This window comes from Paenibacillus sp. EZ-K15, assembly GCF_002573715.1.
Taxonomy (GTDB): domain Bacteria; phylum Bacillota; class Bacilli; order Paenibacillales; family Paenibacillaceae; genus Paenibacillus_AQ.
This window is the reverse complement of the sequence record NZ_PDHM01000021.1, coordinates 248376-270851: the sequence shown is the minus strand read 5'-3', so window position 1 is coordinate 270851 and position 22476 is coordinate 248376. Positions and strand designations below refer to the sequence as shown.

23 protein-coding genes are annotated in these 22476 nt (G+C 47.1%); 13 read left to right on the top strand and 10 right to left on the bottom strand.

The window, feature by feature from the left end:
* Nucleotides 1–52 precede the first annotated feature (52 nt).
* The 5 genes from CRG97_RS25285 to moaD all read right to left on the bottom strand — a co-directional run bounded on the left by CRG97_RS25285 (nucleotide 53) and on the right by moaD (nucleotide 5621).
* Nucleotides 53–1768 carry an ABC transporter permease gene (locus CRG97_RS25285; protein WP_098748443.1) on the bottom strand — a complete coding sequence of 572 codons (1716 nt, stop codon included), beginning with the start codon at nucleotides 1766–1768 and terminating at the stop codon, nucleotides 53–55.
* On the bottom strand, nucleotides 1769–2473 hold the full coding sequence (locus CRG97_RS25280) for an ABC transporter ATP-binding protein (protein ID WP_098748442.1): 705 nt from the start codon (nucleotides 2471–2473) through the stop codon (nucleotides 1769–1771). It lies immediately after the preceding gene.
* Between the two features lie 15 nt (nucleotides 2474–2488).
* A complete protein-coding gene (locus tag CRG97_RS25275; RefSeq protein WP_098748441.1) occupies nucleotides 2489–3070 on the bottom strand; it encodes a TetR/AcrR family transcriptional regulator in 582 nt (193 codons plus the stop codon).
* A gap of 679 nt (nucleotides 3071–3749) precedes the next feature.
* Nucleotides 3750–4796, bottom strand: coding sequence for an HD-GYP domain-containing protein (locus CRG97_RS25270; RefSeq protein ID WP_098748440.1), 1047 nt, complete (start codon nucleotides 4794–4796; stop codon nucleotides 3750–3752).
* Between the two features lie 87 nt (nucleotides 4797–4883).
* The gene (gene moaD / locus CRG97_RS25265) at nucleotides 4884–5621 is read right to left on the bottom strand and encodes a molybdopterin converting factor subunit 1 (protein ID WP_098748439.1); all 738 of its coding nucleotides are present in this window, start codon (nucleotides 5619–5621) and stop codon (nucleotides 4884–4886) included.
* Nucleotides 5622–5734: 113 nt separating this feature from the next.
* Here moaD and CRG97_RS25260 point away from each other — a divergent pair, with 113 nt between their 5' ends.
* The 10 genes from CRG97_RS25260 (at nucleotide 5735) to CRG97_RS25215 (ending at nucleotide 16555) form a co-directional block, all read left to right on the top strand.
* Nucleotides 5735–7168 carry a bifunctional metallophosphatase/5'-nucleotidase gene (locus tag CRG97_RS25260; protein ID WP_098748438.1) on the top strand — a complete coding sequence of 478 codons (1434 nt, stop codon included), beginning with the start codon at nucleotides 5735–5737 and terminating at the stop codon, nucleotides 7166–7168.
* A 69-nt stretch (nucleotides 7169–7237) separates the two neighbouring features.
* The gene (locus CRG97_RS25255; RefSeq protein ID WP_098748437.1) at nucleotides 7238–8062 is read left to right on the top strand and encodes an undecaprenyl-diphosphate phosphatase; all 825 of its coding nucleotides are present in this window, start codon (nucleotides 7238–7240) and stop codon (nucleotides 8060–8062) included.
* A 108-nt stretch (nucleotides 8063–8170) separates the two neighbouring features.
* Entirely contained in the window at nucleotides 8171–9256 is a 1086-nt protein-coding gene (locus CRG97_RS25250; protein ID WP_098748436.1) for an HD-GYP domain-containing protein, read from the top strand.
* A 29-nt stretch (nucleotides 9257–9285) separates the two neighbouring features.
* Nucleotides 9286–11547: an MMPL family transporter gene (locus CRG97_RS25245; RefSeq protein ID WP_098748435.1), complete on the top strand. Its 2262-nt coding sequence runs from the start codon at nucleotides 9286–9288 to the stop codon at nucleotides 11545–11547.
* 138 nt (nucleotides 11548–11685) lie between these two features.
* Nucleotides 11686–12825, top strand: coding sequence for a radical SAM/CxCxxxxC motif protein YfkAB (gene yfkAB / locus CRG97_RS25240; protein ID WP_098748434.1), 1140 nt, complete (start codon nucleotides 11686–11688; stop codon nucleotides 12823–12825).
* A 25-nt stretch (nucleotides 12826–12850) separates the two neighbouring features.
* On the top strand, nucleotides 12851–14176 hold the full coding sequence (locus tag CRG97_RS25235) for a hemolysin family protein (RefSeq protein ID WP_098748433.1): 1326 nt from the start codon (nucleotides 12851–12853) through the stop codon (nucleotides 14174–14176).
* Nucleotides 14177–14210: 34 nt separating this feature from the next.
* A complete protein-coding gene (gene ytvI / locus CRG97_RS25230) occupies nucleotides 14211–15242 on the top strand; it encodes a sporulation integral membrane protein YtvI (protein ID WP_098748432.1) in 1032 nt (343 codons plus the stop codon).
* Between the two features lie 149 nt (nucleotides 15243–15391).
* Entirely contained in the window at nucleotides 15392–15613 is a 222-nt protein-coding gene (locus tag CRG97_RS25225) for a spore coat associated protein CotJA (protein ID WP_098748431.1), read from the top strand.
* Nucleotides 15614–15619: 6 nt separating this feature from the next.
* Complete coding sequence (locus CRG97_RS25220) at nucleotides 15620–15895, top strand: spore coat protein CotJB (protein ID WP_076324356.1); 276 nt, start codon at nucleotides 15620–15622, stop codon at nucleotides 15893–15895.
* Nucleotides 15896–15985: 90 nt separating this feature from the next.
* Entirely contained in the window at nucleotides 15986–16555 is a 570-nt protein-coding gene (locus tag CRG97_RS25215) for a manganese catalase family protein (protein WP_098748430.1), read from the top strand.
* Nucleotides 16556–16657: 102 nt separating this feature from the next.
* On the opposite strand, the gene CRG97_RS25210 is transcribed toward CRG97_RS25215, so the two are convergent.
* Nucleotides 16658–18028: a sensor histidine kinase gene (locus CRG97_RS25210; protein WP_098748429.1), complete on the bottom strand. Its 1371-nt coding sequence runs from the start codon at nucleotides 18026–18028 to the stop codon at nucleotides 16658–16660.
* Entirely contained in the window at nucleotides 18025–18711 is a 687-nt protein-coding gene (locus tag CRG97_RS25205; protein WP_098748428.1) for a response regulator, read from the bottom strand. Before CRG97_RS25205 ends, CRG97_RS25210 begins: the two co-directional genes overlap by 4 nt.
* A gap of 179 nt (nucleotides 18712–18890) precedes the next feature.
* Here CRG97_RS25205 and CRG97_RS25200 point away from each other — a divergent pair, with 179 nt between their 5' ends.
* Entirely contained in the window at nucleotides 18891–19295 is a 405-nt protein-coding gene (locus CRG97_RS25200; protein WP_098748427.1) for a DUF6220 domain-containing protein, read from the top strand.
* Nucleotides 19296–19297: 2 nt separating this feature from the next.
* Nucleotides 19298–19507, top strand: a complete 210-nt coding sequence (locus tag CRG97_RS25195) for a DUF5957 family protein (RefSeq protein WP_098748426.1) — start codon at nucleotides 19298–19300, stop codon at nucleotides 19505–19507.
* A 32-nt stretch (nucleotides 19508–19539) separates the two neighbouring features.
* On the opposite strand, the gene CRG97_RS25190 is transcribed toward CRG97_RS25195, so the two are convergent.
* Nucleotides 19540–19818 carry a hypothetical protein gene (locus CRG97_RS25190; RefSeq protein ID WP_098748425.1) on the bottom strand — a complete coding sequence of 93 codons (279 nt, stop codon included), beginning with the start codon at nucleotides 19816–19818 and terminating at the stop codon, nucleotides 19540–19542.
* A 194-nt stretch (nucleotides 19819–20012) separates the two neighbouring features.
* Here CRG97_RS25190 and CRG97_RS25185 point away from each other — a divergent pair, with 194 nt between their 5' ends.
* Entirely contained in the window at nucleotides 20013–20699 is a 687-nt protein-coding gene (locus CRG97_RS25185) for an HAD family hydrolase (protein WP_098748424.1), read from the top strand.
* A 104-nt stretch (nucleotides 20700–20803) separates the two neighbouring features.
* Here the strand turns inward: CRG97_RS25185 and CRG97_RS25180 are convergent, their stop codons facing one another.
* Both CRG97_RS25180 and CRG97_RS25175 read right to left on the bottom strand, forming a co-directional pair.
* A complete protein-coding gene (locus CRG97_RS25180; protein WP_098748423.1) occupies nucleotides 20804–21919 on the bottom strand; it encodes a YheC/YheD family endospore coat-associated protein in 1116 nt (371 codons plus the stop codon).
* Entirely contained in the window at nucleotides 21901–22440 is a 540-nt protein-coding gene (locus CRG97_RS25175; protein ID WP_098748422.1) for a GNAT family N-acetyltransferase, read from the bottom strand. Before CRG97_RS25175 ends, CRG97_RS25180 begins: the two co-directional genes overlap by 19 nt.
* Nucleotides 22441–22476 lie beyond the last annotated feature (36 nt).

Sequence of the window (22476 nt, the reverse complement as noted above, 5' to 3'; positions counted from 1 at the left end):
TAGTTATATCTAGATATGTGTACGCTGTAGTTTTTAGTTTTTATACAATAAGTTAAAAATAATCTGTTATCTGTTCTTGATTTATAATTTTTTTTATTTTGAAATTAAAAATCATCTGTACACACGTATAAATTACATTTAATATTAACAAAATTATTAATATAGTAATCGTATTTGTTTGAAAAGGCATATAGTCACCAGTTTGTATAGATAGTCCCTTTTGTATTAATTGGCTTATCCAGATACTCGGAAAAAGTGTCACGATAAATGAGAAGCACAAAATAGGTCTATAAATATTGATTAACATTTTATTAATTTGCTTTGTTTGGTATCCTAATAAATCTAATACTAATATATCTTTTATTTTTTCTTGAAAATTGAGTAATAACACCAAATAAATTAAAAGGCAGCCAATTATACATCCCAATACTTGATTAATGACCCCACTCATGCGGTTAGATACCGCATTTTTATCCAATTCTATCAATCTGTCTGTCATCGTGATGGTCTTTCCACTGTGCATAATTAAAGGCTCCGTACTCAAAACGCCTGTATGAACGTTTTTCGGAACACCTAACCACTCGGCCACTTGCTTTTTAGAGATATAAATCGAATTCGTCTCTGCATTTTCAGCTATATCTAATATGGTTGCCGATTGCCTTTGTCCAGAAATCGTAAAAGTAATTTTGTCCCCTTTGTGGAATCCATACAGTTCCTTGAGTGCCGGATTAATTAGAACTTGATTATCTGTTGGAATTGTCAATGATATCCCTTGTTCATTTTTTAGTTCAAGCAGATGGGCAGGTCCATTCATTCCAACGATCTGTTGAATAACTTCTTGTTTAGGTTCAATTTCTATGGCGATAGGTGTTCGTAAATAATAACTAACTTCATGATTACTTTCATCGTCTGTCTGATACTCGTCGTGTTTTGTGTCAAAGCTATATCTATGTCCTTCTGTTTGGGATGTATATACTTTTTTACTACTTAAATTTAAAGAAATACTTATGACAAACAAAGTTGTAACTATTCCTACAGTAATAACTGTTAATAAAATGGTTATTGGTTTTCTCATTGCTATCCTGACAGACAATTTATAACGTTTTGGCACAATATTTGCGAGTTTTTCAGCCAAGTGATTTTCTTTTTGCTTGTCTGAACCATTGAGAAGTAATGCTGTTTCTTCATTATAAAACTGGTTGCAAGCCCAAAATGTAATAATGCACAAGACAATAACTACTAATAAAACGCCCAACAGGGAACTAGAGAGATGAATACCTTTTTTCACATTTTCAACAGAATAAGCTTCAATGCTGGCAGTTAGTAATAGATCAGAACCGAACCATCCTAGTATCATTCCTAACAATGAGCCTACGAAAGAAATTAGAAAGGTAAATGAGATGAATAGAAAACATATCGTTTGATCGGTATAGCCTAAAGCCTTAAAACATCCGATTTCCTTTTTATGAAGAGTAAAATATCGTTTATAGAACATGTAGAAAATAAATCCAGTTATCAGAGTTAAAATAATTAAAAAACTACGCGCAAGAATGGTATTGGATTGTAATGCTGTAAGAAATTTTTCTTGATTATCCGTTAAAGTCTGGCCTGATTGAATCATTGATTTTAATGTACTCATATTTTCATCCACTGAGAATTGGACAAAAAAATACATAAAAGACGTCAATGTTACCAATGCAAAAAGGATGACAATATTGCTTTTCGTTTTTAATAAGCTTGTAAATGACTGTTTAAATAAATATTTCATTTAATTGATCTCCCAATCTATTTCATTTGCAGATAAAGGGGTTTCATTCCATATATCTTTATAAACAGCACCATCTTTCACCGTAATGACTCGATCTGCCGTTTCTGCAATTTTTAAATTGTGAGTAGTAAAAATAACGGTTACACCATATCTCTTTTTGAATTCATGTAAAAGGGCGACAACTATTTTACTATTTTCTTCATCAAGTGAGCCTGTAGCTTCATCGCAAAATAAAACATGAGGTTTTTTTATAATCGCTCTTGCAATGGCAACGCGCTGTTGCTGACCTCCTGATAATTGGGATGGGAATTTAGATAGAATGTCCTCAATTCCTAATATTTTTGTTGTTTCGTTATACGATAGATCTACTTTTTGAGGAGACATGCCAATTTTAATATTTTCTTCTGCGGTTAAATCTGCAAGCAATAAATAATTTTGAAAAATAATACTAAGTTCATTGCGCTTTAAATTTGATAGTTCTCTTTTGCTTAGTTTGGTGATATCAATATCATTATAAAAAACTTTGCCAGAAGTCGGATGTAATAGACCAGATAAAACATTAAGTAATGTAGACTTTCCAGAACCACTTTGACCTAAAATAACAGTGAACGAATTAGAGGAGATGGACAGGTCTATTCCTTGTAAAACCGTTTCGTTATTGTTAAATTTTTTTATTATTTTTTCTGCCCTAATAATCGGCTTCATAATTGTCCTCCATTCTCAAGTTGAAACTATTCTTTTTATCATCATGTCTATCTGCTCGTCTATCAGTGTTGGTGAAACAGACATGCTCAAAGCCATAATCGTTAACCCTTCAAGTAAAATCACAATTTGCCTTGCCATTCCATCTGTATCTAGAGGCATTATTTCTTTTCGCTCAATTCCATAGGACAGTGTTTTCGAAATCATAGCAACAGCATCATTAAAGTACTGCTCTAAAATCCCCTCGAACGAATTATCTTTTTGAGATAAGAAAAACTCATAAATGGCTAACCTAATAGTGCTATCAATGTTTAATAACTCCTCTTTCTGCTGCTGCAAAAATTCAGTTAAAATGGTTACGGCATTTTTTTTATTTTTCATGCTTTCATAAAAATAAGAATTATCTGCGCTTTTCTGGGACGATAAAATCCCCTCAAAAATTTCTTTAGTGGAGCTAAAATATTTGTATAAACCTCCCCGGCTTATACCACATTCCTCAACAATGTCTTTCATGGTCACAGAGGTATAGCCCTCCCGGATAAAAACATGTATAGCCTTTGCTAAAATATAATTTCTTTTCTCAACAGCTTTTGACCCCATATAAAAATGTACCTCCTGGAATTACTAATAAGTAGCGAGTGACACGTGTGTCACTTTATTACTTAGTAGAATATACGACACGTGTGTCACTTTTTCAAGCCTTTTAAATCATTTGGTGCTTTCGCCCAAAAAAAATAATGTGTCCTTTAAGACCAAGAAAAAATGGCACCCCCCAAAATTTCAATCGGATTAACCCGGAGGTTTATCCAATGTCCATTTTAGGGAGTGCGATCGATTCCATCCCCTACGCTACTTACTTTTTATGTCAAGAACTGATTATAAGATTGAGCCGTTAAGCAGTTGGAGACCATGACTGGGCACAATAGGGCGGGCATACTGAGGAGCTTACAATACCTGGAGGAGCACGGATTAATCCAGTGGCCGGATAAGGTAGCGAGGATCTTATCCATATCTCCGGAAAAACCGCTTAATCTTGCCCAGTACATAACGGACCCTTCACTTTGCCCCTTTTTTATGTTCGGATTGTTTGCGCTATGTAGATTTCATTGTGACTTTTATGGTTGCCCGAGCCGTCTCGAAAGGACAAGCCTTTTATTTTGTCAGAAATCAAGAGTGAGGGGATGTGAGGAATGTCACAAAAGCGCGCGAAAAAACCGCCAGCATACTAGCCTGACGGTTATATGGGCTATTTATAAGGGGCCTTAGGCGAAAACGCCGGTTACAGAAGAATCTCTTGGATCTCGGTATTATATTCCTTGGAGAGGTCGATGAATCGATCCTCAGTTTTCACGAGCGGACGGAAGTAATCCGAAGGATTGTTCATGACGATATTGCCGGATTCGCCGGTCGTCAGCAGAACCTTTTTACCGATAAAGTTCGGCAGCATCTGCTGGATGAAAGCATGCGTCGGCTTGCCGTTCAGTTTACCGAAACTAAGACGATACAGCTCCCGAAGTACGGTTAACAGCTGCTGCTTGGATTGATAGACCCGGTTCGTTGTCATCGCGCTATATACATCGGCTACAGCGCAAATATGAGAGTATGGATGAATCTGGTCTGCACGGAGCGCTCGTGGATAGCCGGAAGCATCATCCCGTTCATGGTGCTGGAGTGCGACCATAGCGGTAATCTTATCTTCCATGGATTCGGAGATCATCTCGTATCCATAGATGGTATGCAGCTTCACTTCCTCATATTCTTCAGAAGTCAGCTTCCCTGGCTTGTCCAGTATATTCCTTGGAATTTTGCTTTTGCCGATATCATGGAGATAGCCCGCTTTGCCGATTTCATAAGCTTCCTTGTCGGAGTAACCCATCCAATCCGCGATATAGTACGATAACATTCCTACTTGAATGGAGTGCCTGTAGGTATAATCGTCTTTACCATTAAAAAGCAGAAGCAAGGAGACCACGTCCGTATGCTCATTCAGAGAGCCGACTAAGGGTTTGAAAACATCGTCCACAACGGACTCATTGAATTTACCGGTTTGTGACGCTTCGGTAAATAAGGTGGAGCACCCGTCAAATGCAAGATTGAAATGGGGTTTAACCTTGTTGTATGAATCTGAAATTTCAGATGATGAATCGAGGGATACGGACAGTGCGCGTGGGTTTATTTCTATGTAATCGATACCGTGCTGCAATAGCTTGGATATATCCTCTAACCGAAGGGTTGCTCCTTTTTGTAGAACATGAACGCCGTTTGTGTTGTAAGCATCATCCTGCATTTGATCACCGGGTATCAGGTCCGTGACATGTACTCTCAAATCATTGCACCTCTTGCCCTTATATAAGTAAAAAGATCAAAACTATCTTAGCAAGAAAATTATGGTTTTACAATGTGTAATCATGACTTATTGCCTAACGGTTGGGTCCCAGGGTCCGGTCTGCGGTCCTTTCCATTCCGAACCATCGTCCCAGATCTCCTTTTTCCAGATTGGAACGGATCGCTTCAATTGTTCGATGGCATAACGGCTGGCCTCATAACATGCATTCCGATGCGGGGAGGATACAGCGATAACAACACTGGTTTCTCCAATACCGACCGTACCGATACGGTGGGAAATCGCACATTGTGTGCCGGGCCATTGTCGAAAAATGTCAGCACATATTTGCTGCATCTCTTTTAGCGCCATCGGGATATATGCTTCATACTCTAGCGTAACCGTTCGCATCTGGCCGGTCATCTCTCGCGTTGTACCTACAAAGGAAAGCGTTGCTCCATGATTATCATGATGAACTTTGGCAATGGTTGCTTCTACGGACAACTGGTCGTAGGATATAGAGCACTTCCCATCTGCCGAGGACCTGGATCCGGAGTCTTGCGGGGCGGTTCCGTCACCACCGGACACAGGTGGAATCAGAGCTACCTCGTCACCGCTTTGAATAAGCTGATCCGGTAACGCATACTCTTGATTGACCGCGACGAAAGCCGTGGAAATCTGGGATTGGACATCAGGATAAGCCTCGCTAAGAAGCAGCTTCAATTCCCCGGCTGTAAGGGGAAAGCCCGGTACGTTAAATGTAAGTGAAGCTGTGCCGATTCGATCAGCTAATCCTGCAAATAATAATATAGAAATGGTTGTTGACATTCTTCATCACCTCGTAATTCTTATGGGCTACAATATACCATATTCTTCGCTAAAATGTTATGCTTGTAAGACCGGAAATTATGGAATAACGAACATGGGGAGGGGGCCGCCAGATGGGGTTAGGGAGCAACAAGCAGAAGCTGACGATATTGTATACCAACGATATTCACAGCCATTTTGAAATGATGAGTAATGTGGCGGCACTTATTTCCCGGGAAAAGGCGGTTGCCGGTGATAAGGCAATTGTGCTGGATATCGGTGATCATATGGACCGGGCATCGGTGGAAACCGAAGGCACGATGGGCCAAGCCAATGTGGATGTCATTAATTTGACAGGATACGACGCCATCACGATTGGCAATAACGAAGGGCTCACCATTTCGTATGATGTTCTGGAGAGTGTATACGCCGGACTGCAGTGTCCCGTTGTGTGCTGCAACATAAGCGAGACAAAGAGCGGTAAACCTCCTTCATGGATGAAGCCGCATGTGATCCTGGAACGAGAAGGCATTCGAATCGGGCTCACCGGCGCAACGGCTGCTTTTGCAGGATTTTATCAATTGTTAGGCTGGGAAGCCGGAGATCCGGTGCAGGCTATTGCTGAACAAGTGCGAGCGCTTCAGGGCCAGTGTGATATCATGATTGTTTTATCCCATTTAGGACTAACGATTGATAAAAGATTAGCAGAAAATGTTGAGGGGATTGATGTTATTCTAGGCGGTCATACCCATCACATCCTTGAGGAGCCTCTGATGATTGGGAAAACTGCCGTGTGCGGTGCAGGCAAGTTCGGACAATACGTAGGTCGCCTTGTCATGCAGCGCGATCATGCAGAAGATCGCTTTACCTGTATAGAGGGAAGTCTGCTGCCCGTGGATAAAAACTTGATGGAACCCATCGTAGAGCAGGCGATCATGAAACACCATGAGCTGGCAAGGGAGAAATTAACGGAGGCCGTAGCCGTTATTGACCGTAGTCTGCCCATTCACTATGAGGAGGAGTCGCCGTTTGCGAACCTGCTGGCTCAGGCAGTGCTGCAGCACACGGATGCCGATTTTGCTATCGTGAACTCGGGGCAGCTGCTCGGACCGCTGCCGGAGGGCGAGATCAGCACCGGTATGCTGCATGGCCTGTGCCCGTCCCCGATTAATCCCTGCGTCGTGAAGCTGCGCGGAGAACATATTTATCAAGCACTTGAGGAGAGCCTGCTCCAGGAGTTCAGCGGGAAGAAGATACTGGGCTTTGGCTTCCGCGGTTATATATTAGGCGGCCTGGCTGTCGATGGATTGAAGATTCACTATGACAAGAACGGAGAGCCTTATCGCAAGATCACGCATATCTCCATGAAGGGACAACCGCTAGAGCCGCAGCGAGAATACAAGGTGGGAACACTCGACATGTTCACTTTCAAAATCGGATATGAGTCGTTGTCACTTGGTAAGGATACGGTATATATGCTGCCGGAGTTTATTAGAGACTTGCTGCGAAGTGAGCTTTCGAGGCCCGGTTCGCTTGAAGAGTCCATGATTCCACGCTGGATATCCTGACAATCCCCGACTAACTTCCTTTGGCCGAGCATACATATGAGGAGGACAAAGGTAAGGAGGGGAAGGATCATGGATTTTATCACATCCATTATACTGGGGATTGTGGAAGGACTGACCGAATTCATTCCGGTGTCTTCCACAGGCCATATGATCTTGACGGCTAAGGTGCTCGGTTACGACGATCAAACTCCGATCATGAAGACGTTTGAGGTTGTTATTCAGCTTGGCGCTATTATGGCGATCGCGATTGTTTACTGGAATCGGATTTTGAACCTGCTCGGCTGGAGCCGAAGTGAACCATTGACCAAGAAGATGCCTCGAAGACGATTGAATTTGATTCATATCTTTTTGGGGATTGCGCCGGCCCTGCTGGTTGCTTTTTTTGCGAGGGATTTCATCAAGAGCCTGTTCCATGCACAGACGGTGTTGTTTGCACTCGTTGCCGGTGGTATTTTTATGATTTTTGCAGAATGGTACAATAAACATAAAGTTCAAGTGATATCGCATGATTTGGATGACTTGACATATAAACAGGCCTTTCAGATTGGCGTCTACCAGATCATATCCGTATTATGGCCGGGTTTTTCCCGTTCGGGATCCACCATCTCCGGGGGGATGCTTAGCGGTGTGAGTTATAAGGCATCGGCCGACTTCTCGTTTATTATCGCAATTCCCATTATGTGTGCTGCATCCGGATATGAATTGCTGGATTCTTATCGATATTTTACTTTAGATACGATCGGTGTATTTCTTGCCGGATTTATCGTTTCGTTTGTTGTCGCTTATTTTGTCGTCTTGGCCTTCATGAAGCTCATACAGAAGATAAGGCTTACTCATTTTGCGATCTACCGTTTTGTTCTCGCTGCCGTTTTTTGGCTGTTTATCATGCATTAAGCAGGAGGAGACACAAGGAGGAGATCCGGCTTCTTCGTATCGTGATCCACTGAAGACTAGACGCTATATCCCACACAAGTTTGAGAATAGCAGAGGAAGTGACGGATTTTGCGTCTTATACCTATCAACGCGTTGAGGCCGGGGATGGTTCTTGGTAAAAGAATATATAATAGCGATGGTTTAATTCTGCTTGCCGAAGGCGTGGAGCTGACAACAGGGCTGATCCGCCGTCTGGGCACGTTGGAACTCGGGTATGTCTATATCGAGGAACCGATGACGGAGGATATCGTGGTTCCGGAGTTGTTGACCGAGGAAACTCGACTGCACGCGATCCAGTCAATTCGGACGAGCTTCAAGACCCTGGAGAGCCAGGTTGCTCTGAAGGGAAGCTTCCTTCATTTAGGCAAAACGTTCTCTGGAATGATGGAGTCTATTATGGATGAAATATCGGATCATGACGAGGGCATGGTGCTGCTGACCGACATGAATACGAACGATTACAACTTGTATCGTCATTCTCTTAACGTATGTCTGTATTCAACGGTTCTTGGTGTGTCTTACGGCTATAATCGGCAGGATCTGAAGGTGCTGGGCTTGGGGGCATTGCTTCACGATATCGGCAAGACGAGGATATCCCAGGAGCTGCTGAATCATCCAGGACGTCTGAGCGAAGAAGAATTTCGCGAGGTTCAGAAGCATACGGAGATCGGGTTCAAAATATTGAAAGATGAACCCAACATTCCGCTGTTATCGGCGCATTGCGCCTTGTCACATCATGAGCGCCTGGATGGCAGCGGTTATCCCCGAGCCTTGAAGGGACCTGAGATCCATGAATACGCCAAATGGATTGCGATTACGGATTCTTACGACGCGATGACAACACAGCGGGTGTACAAGCCTGCCTTATTGCCGCATCAAGCGGTAGAGGTGATGTATGCAGGCTCGGGAACACTGTATGAACAGTCATTCCTGGCCATGTTTCGGGATCGGGTTGCGATATATCCTCCAGGGATCACCGTGAAATTGCATACGGGTGAGAGTGGAGTGGTATCCAAAATTCACGCACATGTGCCTCATCGCCCCGTTGTCCGCGTATTAACGGATGCCGAAGGCACCCCGCTATCTGCACCTTACGAATTGGATTTGTCGGAAACACTGGCCATTATGATCGCTGGTATCGGACGAGCACCATAGATAAAACTTGACCTAAAGGAGGTTGACTCGTGAGACGTAACGGCCATACAACATTGCTGCATACATGGGGGCGACAGATTTACCGCTACCGTAAAGCGATTGTTGTGACCTGGCTTCTTTTGTTTTGCGGGCTGCTTCCGTTTGCGTTCAAGCTGCCGTCCATTCTGCAGCACAACGGGTTTACGCCGAAGGATAGTCCGGCCCAGATCGGGATCGAGAAGCTAGAAGAGGGATTAGGATTGTCGGCAGCCTCATTGGATGTTGTCGTAGTCAGTCAGCACGATGAGAATCTGACGGCAGGCACGGCCCAGAGGCGAATATTGACGGAGCTTGCGCCTTTGCGAGCCCGTCCCTATGTCAGGGATATTTATATGAATATGGCAGCCCATAAGGCAGGCCAGGATCATATCGTATCCGTGACGGTGCTGCTGGATCTGGATTCCACGGAAGCCTTGAAGCAGTTTGAAGAGATTCGAGATTCGGTTCCGAGCATCACGGGAGCGGATACTTACATAACAGGGAACACCGCCATCTTCGCCGACATGAACCGAGCCGTCAAAAGCGATATTATCCATGCCGAGATGGTAGGCATTCCCTCAGCTTTACTCATTCTGGCCGTCGTATTCGGAACATTGACTGCCGCGATCCTGCCATTGTTAGCCGGTGTTGCCAGCGTGGTGGTCACGATGGGAATCCTGTATTTCGTCGCTTTGGCCGACGGTTCGATCAGCAATTTCCTTCCGAATGTTGTAACGATGCTGGGGCTGGCCGTGGGTATTGATTATGCTTTGCTGGTCGTAAGCCGCTTCAAAGAAGAGATGCGGGCACGGAGCGGAGATGTGGGAACTGCCCTGGCTGTCACTTGCGCAACTGCCGGCAAAGCGGTGATGTTCTCCGGTGCGGCTGTGTTGATTGGTTTCGTGGCGATGAGTTTCATAGACCTGCCGATCTTCCGTTCCTTCAGCATAGGCGGCATTACCGTCGTGCTGTTATCGGTGCTGGCCGGTAACACGCTTCTTCCCGCATTATTGGGAATATTGGGCCCGCGTATAGAAACGCTCCCTCTATTCCCTGCCGCATACCGGACGCTTCGGGCACGGCAGACCTCCGGTATGTGGAGAAAGCTCTCCAGATTTGTCATGGCGCATCCTGTAACCATCTCTATCGCAGCGATCGGTTTACTGTTGGTGGCGATTTATCCTGTTAGGCACATGAATATCGCGATCCCCGCAGCCGAAGTGCTTCCCCCCGCCTATGAATCCCGTTATGGTCACGACCTGCTCATACAGGCTTATGACGAACGTGAATTGAATTCGATCGTTGTGGCGGTGGAGCTTCCGGCCTCTTATGAGGAGTCTCTCAGCATCGAGCTAATGAAGGTATATACGGATGAAATCAGGATGATGCCGGGCGTGAAGCAGGTAGAGAGTTATCTGAGCATTGGCAGAGGATCGGTAGAGGAAGCATCGAAGTATTTATCCCGCGAAGATATCCGCCAGCAGCTGGAGCAGCATCGTTTTGTTAAGGGGAAAATGGCAGCCGTCGCCGTGATCCCGGAATATGGGGAATCCCATGAGCTTACCATGCAGCTTGTCCGAGCGTTACGGACGATGGACACGAATGAGCTGACGACCTATGTCACCGGAAGCCCCGCGTACAAACTGGATATCATTGAGGTCATCCATCAGAATATCTCCTTCGTTCTGGTCTTTGTATTTGTAGTTACCTATGTCATTCTCCTCCTGGCGTTTCGATCGGTCGTACTCCCTTTAAAAGCGAGCATAATGAATATGCTTAGCCTCGGCGCCGGACTCGGTATCGTGGTGTGGGTATTTCAAGAGGGGATAGGCGCGCAGTGGCTGGGTGTTTCCTCTACGGGATCTATCTTTGCGCTTTTGCCGATTCTGATATTCTGCGTGGTGTTTGGCATATCGATGGACTATGAAGTCATGATGCTCTCGCGTATGATGGAGAACTATGAACGGACGGGGGACAACGAATTCAGCACAGCTGAAGGTCTGGAGAGCACGGGCGGGCTGATTACAAGCGCTGCCTTAATCCTGGCCGTCGTTGTGGGTGCGTTTGTATTTACGGATAATGAAGTAATGAAAGCGATCGGTTTAGGCCTGACAGCAGCCGTTCTGCTGGATGCCACCGTAATTCGGGTGCTGCTTGTGCCTGCGTTTATGAAGATGATGGGCAAAGCGAATTGGTGGAGTCCAAGATGGATGTTTCCGGCACACAAACTTACTACCAAGGAACGCTCAGACAAACATGGGGAAGCCGAATGATTCCCGGCCGAATCAAGCAGAAGCCTTCTGTTTGGGTATGTTATAATCATATAATGGACATTATCAAAACCGTAGAGTACATAAAGCGTAAGTTGTACTGCATGAATCGGTAATTCAAAGAAATCAGGTGAGTGAACCATGAGTAATACAGCACAGCCATTTCCATCAGCCGTAAGGCCCATTTCGCCGAGTTATGATCCGTGGGATCCGATAACTTCACTGCGCGAGCATGGTCGTCATGTGCTGACCAGTGTGGAAATGACAGTGACGCATCTTTGTAATATGCGCTGTGAGCATTGCGCTGTCGGTGATATGCTTGTCATGAAGGAAGCCCCGATGCTGCCTCTCGATACGATGCTGAAGCGACTGGACGAGGTAGAGCATCTACAGACGATTAGTCTGACGGGCGGTGAACCGGCATTTTTGGGCAAGACGGTGGACAACGTGATTGTTCCCTTGCTCAAGTATGCCAAGGAAAGGGGCATCCGGACCCAGATTAACTCCAATCTGACGCTCGATCTTAGTCGGTATGAGAAAATGCTGCCTTATCTGGACGTTATGCATATCTCATTCAATTATTTGAACGGGGATGACTTCTATGAGGTCGGATTTGCAAATAGCGCACGTTCTGTCTCCAAGGAGACGGCATACAAAATGTACGATACGATGCTGGTCAATTCGGAGAAGCTGAGTGCAGCGGGTATGTACATATCCGCTGAATCGATGATTAACTATCGGACGCATACGAAACTCAGCGGCATTCACAAGCTGATCAAGGATATGGGCTGCAAAAGGCACGAGGTTCACCCGATGTATGCCTCAAACTTTGCTTCCGCTCTGCCCGTATTGTCCTTGAATGATACGAAAGCTGCCATCCACCATCTGCTCGATGTCCGGGATCGGGACATGTGGATGCTGTTCGGAACGCTGCCCTTCTATGCCTGCAGCTCCGATGATCATGACCAAGAGATCATTCGCCGTCTGCGGCAAGAACCGAACGTAACGGTCCGGAATGATCCGGATGGTCGTAATCGGGTGAATGTGAATTTATTCTCGGGTGACGTATATGTAACGGATTTTGCTGATATCCCGGCTTTTGGTAATATTAAGGAACAGAAGCTTGACGATATTTTTAACGAATGGACAACGGGACACCCGTTGAATCAAACGGTTAACTGTCACTGCGATGCAGTGAGCTGCTGTGGGCCGAACCTGTTGGTGGCGGACATGTACTACCGGGGTGTGGATTTCAAGTCAAGGCAAGCAAAGACAAACTAGAACTCTAGAAAGAAGGCGTGTCATCATGGCGGAGGAATTTGAGGTCGGGAAACTGATTTTGAATTTGCTCTTGGTTTTCCTGCTCGTTTTGTTGAACGGCGTGTTTGTAGCTGCTGAATTTTCACTGGTGAAAATGCGTCAATCCCGGTTGACCCAGCTCGTTAGCGAAGGGAACCGGCTGGCTGGCATTGCCCTGAAAGTAAATCAGAAGCTGGATGCGTATTTATCCGCAACTCAGCTTGGGATCACATTAACTTCCCTGGGTCTTGGCTGGATTGGGGAGCCTGCCATTTCAGAATTGCTGGTGGCTCCCATTATGCATAGCATTGGCTTTACGGATGAGCGATTGATTAGCACGATATCGGTTGCGGTGGGATTCTGTATTATCACTTTCCTGCATATTGTGTTAGGGGAGCTTGCACCGAAGTCTTTGGCTATTCAGCGGACGGAGGGGACGGCTCTGATTCTGTCGGCGCCGCTGCTGTGGTTTTATCGCATTTTTCTGCCGGTGATCTGGGTTCTGAATGCTTCCGCTAATCGTATTCTGAAGATGGTCGGCATCGAGCCGGCAAGTGAGGCCGAAGCAGCCCACTCCGAGGAAGAGATTCGGATTCTGATGAACGAGAGCGCAAAGAGCGGTGTCATTGACGAGAACGAGATGAAATTAATGGACAACCTGTTCGATTTTTCTGACTTGAGAGCCCGAGAAATTATGCTGCCAAGGACGGACATGGACGTTCTTTTCACCAATTATACCTTGGAAGAGAATCTTCAGATCGTCAATGAGACGAAGCATTCCCGTTACCCGGTTGCAACGGACAACAAAGATCGCATTATCGGGTTTGTCCATATTACCGATCTCTTGCTGGCGGAGCCTGATAAGCAGCGAAATCTGGCTTCCTTGATGAGACCGATTATGGACGTATCGGAATCGACGGAGATCAGCGAGGTGCTGCGGAAGATGCAGGCAAGACATGAGCAGCTTGCGCTCGTGGTTGACGAATATGGAGGGACGGCCGGTATTCTGACAGCTGAGAAGATTCTGGAAGAGATTGTAGGGGACCTGTACGATGAATTTGAAGATGAGCGGCCTGAAATTGAAGTGTATGATGAGTACTTTTCAGTGGACGGGCGGATGCTCATTGAAGAAGTGAATGATTTGACCGGCTTGATGATTGAAGAGCATAACGTGGATTCCATTGGCGGTTGGTTATTCAAGGAGCTTGAAGGGAACCCGGCGGTCGGGAAGAAATCCACCTTTGACGGGGTGGTCTTTGAGGTAGAGGAGTCTACACGGTTGCGTGTAACTCGCGTCATGATTCATCAGAAGCTCGAGAGCAGCTTCACCTAGAACTAGCAAGACTCTATTTGTTAGGAAGTGGATTATGTCGATAAAGCAGCTCATATTTATCGGTCTCGGCCTCTTGTTGCTGTACGGAATGTTTACCGTTGGAGCTCCGTTCTTGTTGGCCATCGTGATTGCTATTGCATTGGAGCCGTTAAATCGGCTCTTAATGAAAAGACTTCGGTTGAACCGCATCGCGGCCGCAACGGTGACAAGCACGTTATTCCTTCTTTTGATGCTGCTGTTGGCTTATTTGATCGGTCTGCAGGTGTTTAACCAGCTGGTCGAATATTGGAGCCGGGCTCCGCAATATTTTGACGGGGCTAACGAATTCCTTCAGCATACGATTATTCAAGCGCAAGACATGCTGAACGGCATTTCGCCGGGGCTTGCCGACAGCCTTACCGAATTCATGTCGAATATTTCTTCCTATATACGGTCGCTTGTCAATTCGGTATCATCAACATTTTTGTCCTTTGCCAAAACGCTGCCGAACCTGTTCGTCACGTTCATTGTATTCTGCGTAGCGGTGTTCTTGTTCGCTTTCAGCCTCGATACGATGCGTGAGAAAGTGTTGTCGCTATTCGATGAGACATCACAGTCGCAGGTGAATGAAGTGCTGATCAGCCTGAAAAAATCAATTTTCGGCTTTTTGCGGGCACAGCTGATTCTCAGCCTGTTTACGTACGTGATCACGCTGCTCGGCTTGCTGGTATTAGGCGTTAACTATCCGCTTGCCATCGCCCTGCTTGTGACCATTGTCGACATTCTGCCGATTCTGGGTGTAGGTTCCGTCTTGATACCATGGTCTATCTACCTGCTTGCAGTAGGCGATATTTTTACAGGGGTTGGCTTGATCTTCATGTTCATTCTGATTACGGTAATCCGCCGCGTGCTGGAACCGAAGGTCATAGGGGATGCCGTCGGAATCGGCGCACTGCCTGCCCTGGTCAGCATGTATATTGGATTTAAACTGGTGGGTGTGATCGGATTTTTTATCGGTCCCCTGGTCGTTATTATCTATTCCGCTATGCGTAAAGCTGGCTTGTTCCAAATCAAAATTAAATTTTGAGGACAACTTGATAAGAACCCTTTTCCCGGAAATATTCCAGGGAAGAGGGTTTTTTTGTCATTTTGGAGTTCATTTTCTGGGCGGAAGACATATGTTAAATACGAAGAGCCATTGATAACAACGGAAAGTAAACATAAGGAGGAATACCCTTGAAGGAAAATCCAGAGGTGCGCGTATACCCGGTATTTCATTCGCCATTCGATCCTTGCCCTCCCAAGCTCTACAGATCGTATGTGGTGCCTGTCAACCAGTATGTCGTGTTTCAACCGGCCGGACTGCCGCAGTTCAGCCCTGCCGAGGCGTTGAGACACGGAACGTTATGGCCATCCTTGTATAGCCTGTATACCTCGCGAAAATTCAAAGGAGAGTGATCGGCCGTGAATGAAGCCAGACCCCAGGTTGGAGATCTGAAGTATTACGAAATGCTGGAGCAGCTGCAGGCATTGGATTTTGTCCTGGTGGAGCTGAACCTGTATTTGGACACCCATCCGGATGACCTGAAGAGCATCGAGCAGTTCAACAAACTAACCCAGGAAAGGACTGTGCTTGCGAAGCAATTTCAAGAGCTGTATGGGCCGCTGCAAAATTTTGGCCGTGCTTTTTCCAGATATCCGTTTGAATGGGCCCAAGGTCCTTGGCCTTGGCAGGTTTGACGGTGTTGGCAAGCGGGCTGCTGCCCTCTTCACCACCTGCATGCAGCCCTCATGAAGAGGAAAAGCGAGAACAAGGAGGCGGAAGATCTCATGTGGGTATATGAAAAAAAGCTTCAGTATCCGGTACGTGTAAGTAAATGTGATCCAAGGATGGCGAAGTTCTTGATTGAGCAGTACGGTGGGGCTGATGGGGAGCTAGCGGCAGCACTCCGCTACTTGAATCAGCGGTATACCATTCCTGACAAGGTCATCGGATTGTTGAATGATATCGGGACCGAGGAATTCGCACACCTTGAAATGATTGCCACCATGGTGTTTAAATTGACGAAAGATGCCACGGTTTCGGAGATGGAGGGTGCCGGATTGGGCGCGCATTATGTCAATCACGATCATGCGCTGTATTATGAGAATGCCGGAGGGGTTCCGTTTACGGCAACCTATATTCAAGCAAAAGGCGATCCGATTGCGGATTTGTATGAGGACATTGCGGCAGAAGAGAAGGCACGTGCTACATATCAATGGCTCATCGACATGACGGATGATGTGGATTTGCAGGACAGTCTCAAGTTTTTGCGGGAACGAGAAATCATCCATTCCATCCGCTTCAGGGAAGCCGTAGAGATCATCAAGGAGGACCGGGCAACGAAAAAAATATTCTAGGGGAGAGGAGATCGTTTCGACATTCTAATGTATAACCAATGACAGACCCGGTCGATATCTGTCCGGGCCTGTCTGTTTATGTTGGATAGGAGTATGGGGCTATTATATCCCGTGCGACTGCTGATCCGAGTCATGATAGGGCAGCCGGACCGTAAATGTAGTTCCTTGCCCCTGCTGGCTCTCCACCTGAATCGTGCCACCGTGAGATACGATAAATTCCTTGGCAATCGCTAGACCCAGTCCCATACCGCCTTGATGCCGCGCACGTGCTTCATCCGCGCGGTAGAAGCGGTCAAAGAGATAGGGAAGATGCTGGGCGTCAATGCCTGGGCCTGTATCCCGAATATCAATCCGTAGCATGCCGGAAGCGGGCTCCTCTTGTAAGGTAATGTGGACAAGCCCGTCTTGGGGTGTATACCGAACCGCGTTGATGAATAGATTCAGAAACACCTGTGTGATGCGGCTTGGATCCACAGGAACGGAAGTGTGTTCCGTAGTGCTCGTCAAACGCAGGGTCAAATTCTTGGCATCGGCATCTGGCTCTATGCGCTCCTGAATCTGACCCAGCAAATCCAGCATGTCCGTAGGTTTCCGAACCAGCGGCAGCTGCTTCGCTTCGGCCAGAGATAGTTGGTGGAGGTCTCCTACGAGACGGGTTAAGCGAATCAACTCATCCTGGATGGGAAGTAATAGTTCCGGCTGGATCGGTTGCCTGCTCTGTTGAAGCAGATCCAGCTTGCCTCTGACGATCGTCAGCGGTGTTCGAAGCTCATGTGCGACATCAGCCACCAGATTGCGACGGACCATCTCGGACTGTTCGAGTCTGGAAGACATTCCGTTAAAAGCAAACGCGACCTTCCCGTATTCATCTTCCGAGGTAACGGGAGCCTGGATACCGTACTCGCCTTGACCGAGGCGTTCGATGGCCGGTACGAGTTTGCGCAGCGGCGCAGTAAGTCTCCGCGATATCCAGTAGGCGGCTCCGAGGGAGAGCAGGACGAAGAGGATAGTGCCTCCTCCCAACAGAATGATGATGGATGTGGGTGTGCCAATTCGAAGCTTGGACAGGTTTGCAATATCCGTATCATAATAATACACGTCCGCAATCGGTTTGCCTTCAAAATATAACGTCCGTTTAACCCCCAAGCGTTTGATCTGTTTTTCCACCGCGTCCCCCTCATGCAAGAGAACCGTTTGTTCCCTGGATACCAGCAGGATACTTTCCTGGTGGTCGGCTACTGGTAGACTTTCGGTTAACCATTCCTGATCCTGAATGGCACGGAAGGTGTTCCCATTCTTCACATAGTAGCTGAGCAGCCTGGCCTCAAGCTGATTCAGCTCCTCTTCACGCGAGGTTTGCAGCATGACATCCATGGAGTCGCGGATCACAATGTAAGTAAGAAGGACGAAAACGGTGCTGAATCCGATAATAAACGACGACAACACGATGAATATCTTACGTCCAACACTCATGGCTGCTGTTCAAACCGGTAGCCGAAACCATACACCGTTTTTATAAAAATGGGCTCGGCAGGGTCATCTTCTACTTTTTTACGGATCCGGCTGATATGGGCGTCCGCGGTCCGTTCATCATTGTGGATATCGTCCTCCATGGCCGCTTGAAGCAGTTGCAGACGGCTGTATACCACGCCCGGTCTGGAAGCAAGGGTAAGGAGGAACTTGAATTCGGTAGGAGTCAGCTGAATCTCCTGGCCGCGTTTCCATACCCGGCATTGGGTTTCCGAGATCGTTAATTCGCCGCGCTCAAGCAAATCTTCGGAAACCGAACCGCCTTCCATTCTGCGCAGAACAGAACGAATCCGGGCAGCCAGCTCGCGGAGTGAGAAAGGCTTGGTCATATAATCATCCGCCCCTACCTCAAGCCCGATTAGTTTATCCGTCTCCTCAATCCTTGCAGTAACCATAATGATGCCGACACGGCTTGATTTTCTGAGCTCGCGGCATACCTCAATGCCGCTTAATTCAGGCAGCATCCAATCAAGTATGACCAGGGAAGGCTTGAAAACTCTCGCTTTGGCTAAAGCCTCCGTACCTGTCGCAGCGGTAATAATCTGAAATCCTTCTTGCCGGAGGAATGACTCCATAAATTCAATGACTTTCCGTTCATCGTCTACAAGAAGCAAGGTATGTGCCATGCTGAATCCTGCCTTTCTTCTGATTCGTTAGGTTTAACCTTAAATCCCCCCCATTATATACGGTTTCCAGCCGCGAATGGAAAATTTCACGGAATCCGCAAGCCATCATCACAAGATCACAACATTCCGGTGATAGGATGGTATCCGTAACGATCATGAAACAAGAGAGGGGTATCGAGATGAATCAACAAGCTTCATCTGTAATAAAAACACCGCTCGCCGGTTGGATTTCACTAGGGCTGGCCTGGATTTTTGTTGTTTGTATTGCTATTCAGACGCTATTTGCCGGCATGGCGCTGTTTCACGATGGATCGATGTGGAGAAGCCATACTCTATTTGTTCATTTTTTTGAAATTGTGCCGCTGCTTATGCTGCTTTCGGGTTTTGCAGGCAAGCTGCCCGCCAAGTATAAATGGAGCTCGTTGGTCATGTTGTTATTGGTCCTCAGCCAGTATTTCACGGCCAATTTCCCTGGTGCGGGTGCATGGCATCCGGTCATTGCCATCGGATTGTTCTGGCTCGCGGTGGACACGGCGCGCTCCGTTCTGCCGTATTATCGACAGGGACAAAGAGGGGTAGATTGAATATGAAAGGCCTTGCGGCGCTCTTGATGGCTTTAATCGGAGGTTATGCGGGTGGGCTCATTCTGAATGAAGTGATTGCCGTTATGTCGCAAGTATTATATGGAGGAGACGAAAAGGGGTTGAAGGGTCTCAAGTATTTGCCGGTAGTTACCTCAGCATTATGCGCCGCCACATTAATGATTTGGCGTCCACGTTCGTGCTTTAAACGATAAACGCCAATCAGGTGGTACCTACCTCTACCCTATTACCCTTCAACTGCCAGCGATACCCAAACGAACAGGATATAGAACAGAATGGGGATCATCATTCCCATGGACAGCAGGAGCCATACGAGCGGCGTCCGGATCATCTCTTTAACAACTACGATCGGGCTGCGGACATACCGTTCTTTCTTAAGGCGGCTCACCATCCGCTTGAGAATGACAGCTTGTTCATGGGGATCATAGCGGCTCAGCTCAGCCAACAGCTCGGCTTCCAGCTGCCCAATTGGCGGTGCAGTATCAAACTCCTTTATTCCAGGCATGTAAATCCCCCTCATCGTAGTACGTGTTATATGTATAACAACTATAAAGCACTCCTGGTTACGCATATTTTATAGGCGGAAGATCAAAAGTAAATGAGGAGATGGGGTTTGCAGATGTGATATGGTTCCTATATGATGAGGAAAGATTAGACTAGAATCAGATTATATGGATTGAAGGGAAGGGAAGGACCAAATTGGAAAATACAGCAACGTTGATCAAGCCGGAAGCGATGATATTTGACATGGATGGAACGCTGTTTCAGACGGAGACCCTGCTGCTGCCCGCCTATCACAAATTGTTCGACATTTTACGTGAAGAGGGGCATTATGAAGGAGAAACGCCGGATGAGGAGCTCATGCTTGGATGTCTGGGAATGCTGCTCGAAGACATTTGGAAGATTGTCATGCCGAATGGAACGCCGGCAGCCCATCGCCGTGCAGACGAGCTGCTGCTGCAACTTGAACTCGAAGGCTTAAACAATGAAGCAGCCGTATTGTATCCTGAAGTGAAGGAGACGCTGGAGGAGCTTCATCGGCGCGGCGTCCGATTGTTTGTTGCCAGCAACGGCCTGGAGCATTACGTAAAAGGCATAGCCGAAGCGAGAGGGCTTATGTCGTTCTTTGAAGGAGTCTACAGTGCCGGAGAGCATGGAACGGCTTCAAAGGTGGATTTGGTACGATTACTGCTTGATCAACATGATATCCGGGATGCCTGGATGGTAGGGGACCGGTCATCGGATGTGGAGGCAGGCAAAGAGAACGGACAAACCGTCATTGGCTGCCACTATGCAGGCTTTGGCGGGGAGCAGGAGCTGAAGGGATCAGACGTCGTCATTCATTCTTTTTCACAGCTGCTGAAGCTTCATGACCAAGCCGAGTAGATCGATAGGAGTCACAAAGGCTGTTCCCAAGGGTAGCAAGCAACCCTCTTGGAAACAGCCTTTGTGTATTTCTGATTCTAAAATACGGTTTCTTATGATTTATCTTAAGCATTTTTCGCGGATTTTTTTTGACTGTATACCCACATTGCATATTCTAAAGGTTTCACCATGGATTCACGGTAGGCAGCCATATCGCCGATTTGTGAGAAGACTTCCCTTGATGGCTTAGGATTCACCTCGAGGAGAAGAACTCTTCCGGTTTTGTCCACGGCCAGATCCAGGGCTAGCTCGCACAAGCCTCCATACTGTCCGTCAAGAAATTGGGCTACATCCACGCCGAGGGAATCGGCTTCCTCGCGGATGCTGGCGCGCTTTACCGGATCTGTGATCCATTTACTTAATAATTCTTCCATCATGGTCGCGATTCCGCCGCCATGCAGGTTGGAGGTAACGCTCTTCGGCGCCCCGACGCGTCCCACGCAACCGGTCACCTGCCATTGACCGGATCCATCTTTCTGTACGAGCATGCGGTAGTCATGCACTCTTCCGTCGGTCAGCTCCAGTTGTATCCCCTCTTGAACCAGATATCGATCTTTATTGCCCCAGCCCGACAGATATTGCGCCAAATGGCCTGAAGGCATTCGTTTCGGTTTAATAATACTCCGATTGGAATTGCGTCCCCGGATTTCATACGTGCCCGCAACCCCCGGAACCTTCGTAATCCGCAGAATTCCGCGTCCGCCCGTTCCGTTGATCGGTTTAAAATAGACGGTAGGATGAACATTTAGCATCCGGTGGATGTCACCTGTTCTTGTTACGATCTGAGTATCCGGCAGATGGGGCCGGAAGCGTTTCTTGGTGGACAGTACTTGATGAATCGTCCATTTGTTGCGTAAAGGTCTGTTCAGAAATAGCAAATGCCGATAGCGGGAACGAAAGCGCAGCAGCTGTTGAAAGCGGGGGCTCTTTTGAATGCGGCAGCGATCAAAAATCATATTGGGAAACGAACGCCATCTCCGGCTCCAACTCCGGTGATCAGGATCGTATTCCATGGCGTTGATCAGGCCTTGGGTGCTGTTGACATCGGCGGGAGTGAAGACGTAAACGTCAAGCCCCATCGCTTTTCCTTCCCTGATCATATGCTCGTAGATATGCCGCTCCTCCAGCGTTTTCCGTTCATCCAAGTATAACGTCATAATTCCTAAGACGGGTTTTGACACAGAAGTTCACCTTCTTGTATAGAGTCAGCACTAGATGTTGAAGAACTTTGGAATTCGTGCAGGGGCAGGGTTCCGCTCATAACGAGCGTAGGTTTGCCTGTGGGTCCTTGCTCAAGCGCAATGGCCTGCAGCCCTGCATGAAAGCACATTTGCAAACTTGCTGAATGATCAGCAGCCACTTTGCATCGCAGCCGCCCGAATCTGGATAATTGTGAGCGGATCAGGGAAGAGCCGATATGCCGGTTGCGGTATAGAGGGTGTACAGCAATCATACAGGCACCTTCTCCATAGTCCGCCGCAAAGCAAATCCCCACCGGTATGCGGCCGATATCGCTTCGAACCGTAGCTGCCATGATAGAAGTGCCGGGCTGCAGCAGCTCGTCATAGGATAGCGAGGCCAGACGCTGGTAACCTTCGCGGGTTAGACGCTTATTGCTGTAACGCCGGAAGAATTCGCTGCACTGCTGTCTGGCATACTGCCATTCATCCGGGCTTGAGAGAGAGAGACATGAGATCTCCACATGATCCACTCCTTTCATGGTTATTCTAAATGGTGT

What these genes read in the sequence shown, in the direction of transcription:
- CRG97_RS25285 (WP_098748443.1), bottom strand. Translation starts at nt 1,768, where the DNA reads ATGAAATATTTATTTAAACAGTCATTTACAAGCTTATTAAAAACGAAA.
- CRG97_RS25280 (WP_098748442.1), bottom strand. Translation starts at nt 2,473, where the DNA reads ATGAAGCCGATTATTAGGGCAGAAAAAATAATAAAAAAATTTAACAAT.
- CRG97_RS25275 (WP_098748441.1), bottom strand. Translation starts at nt 3,070, where the DNA reads ATGGGGTCAAAAGCTGTTGAGAAAAGAAATTATATTTTAGCAAAGGCT.
- moaD (WP_098748439.1), bottom strand. Translation starts at nt 5,621, where the DNA reads ATGTCAACAACCATTTCTATATTATTATTTGCAGGATTAGCTGATCGA.
- CRG97_RS25260 (WP_098748438.1), top strand. Translation starts at nt 5,735, where the DNA reads ATGGGGTTAGGGAGCAACAAGCAGAAGCTGACGATATTGTATACCAAC.
- CRG97_RS25255 (WP_098748437.1), top strand. Translation starts at nt 7,238, where the DNA reads ATGGATTTTATCACATCCATTATACTGGGGATTGTGGAAGGACTGACC.
- yfkAB (WP_098748434.1), top strand. Translation starts at nt 11,686, where the DNA reads ATGAGTAATACAGCACAGCCATTTCCATCAGCCGTAAGGCCCATTTCG.
- CRG97_RS25235 (WP_098748433.1), top strand. Translation starts at nt 12,851, where the DNA reads ATGGCGGAGGAATTTGAGGTCGGGAAACTGATTTTGAATTTGCTCTTG.
- ytvI (WP_098748432.1), top strand. Translation starts at nt 14,211, where the DNA reads ATGTCGATAAAGCAGCTCATATTTATCGGTCTCGGCCTCTTGTTGCTG.
- CRG97_RS25215 (WP_098748430.1), top strand. Translation starts at nt 15,986, where the DNA reads ATGTGGGTATATGAAAAAAAGCTTCAGTATCCGGTACGTGTAAGTAAA.
- CRG97_RS25210 (WP_098748429.1), bottom strand. Translation starts at nt 18,028, where the DNA reads ATGAGTGTTGGACGTAAGATATTCATCGTGTTGTCGTCGTTTATTATC.
- CRG97_RS25205 (WP_098748428.1), bottom strand. Translation starts at nt 18,711, where the DNA reads ATGGCACATACCTTGCTTCTTGTAGACGATGAACGGAAAGTCATTGAA.
- CRG97_RS25200 (WP_098748427.1), top strand. Translation starts at nt 18,891, where the DNA reads ATGAATCAACAAGCTTCATCTGTAATAAAAACACCGCTCGCCGGTTGG.
- CRG97_RS25195 (WP_098748426.1), top strand. Translation starts at nt 19,298, where the DNA reads ATGAAAGGCCTTGCGGCGCTCTTGATGGCTTTAATCGGAGGTTATGCG.
- CRG97_RS25190 (WP_098748425.1), bottom strand. Translation starts at nt 19,818, where the DNA reads ATGCCTGGAATAAAGGAGTTTGATACTGCACCGCCAATTGGGCAGCTG.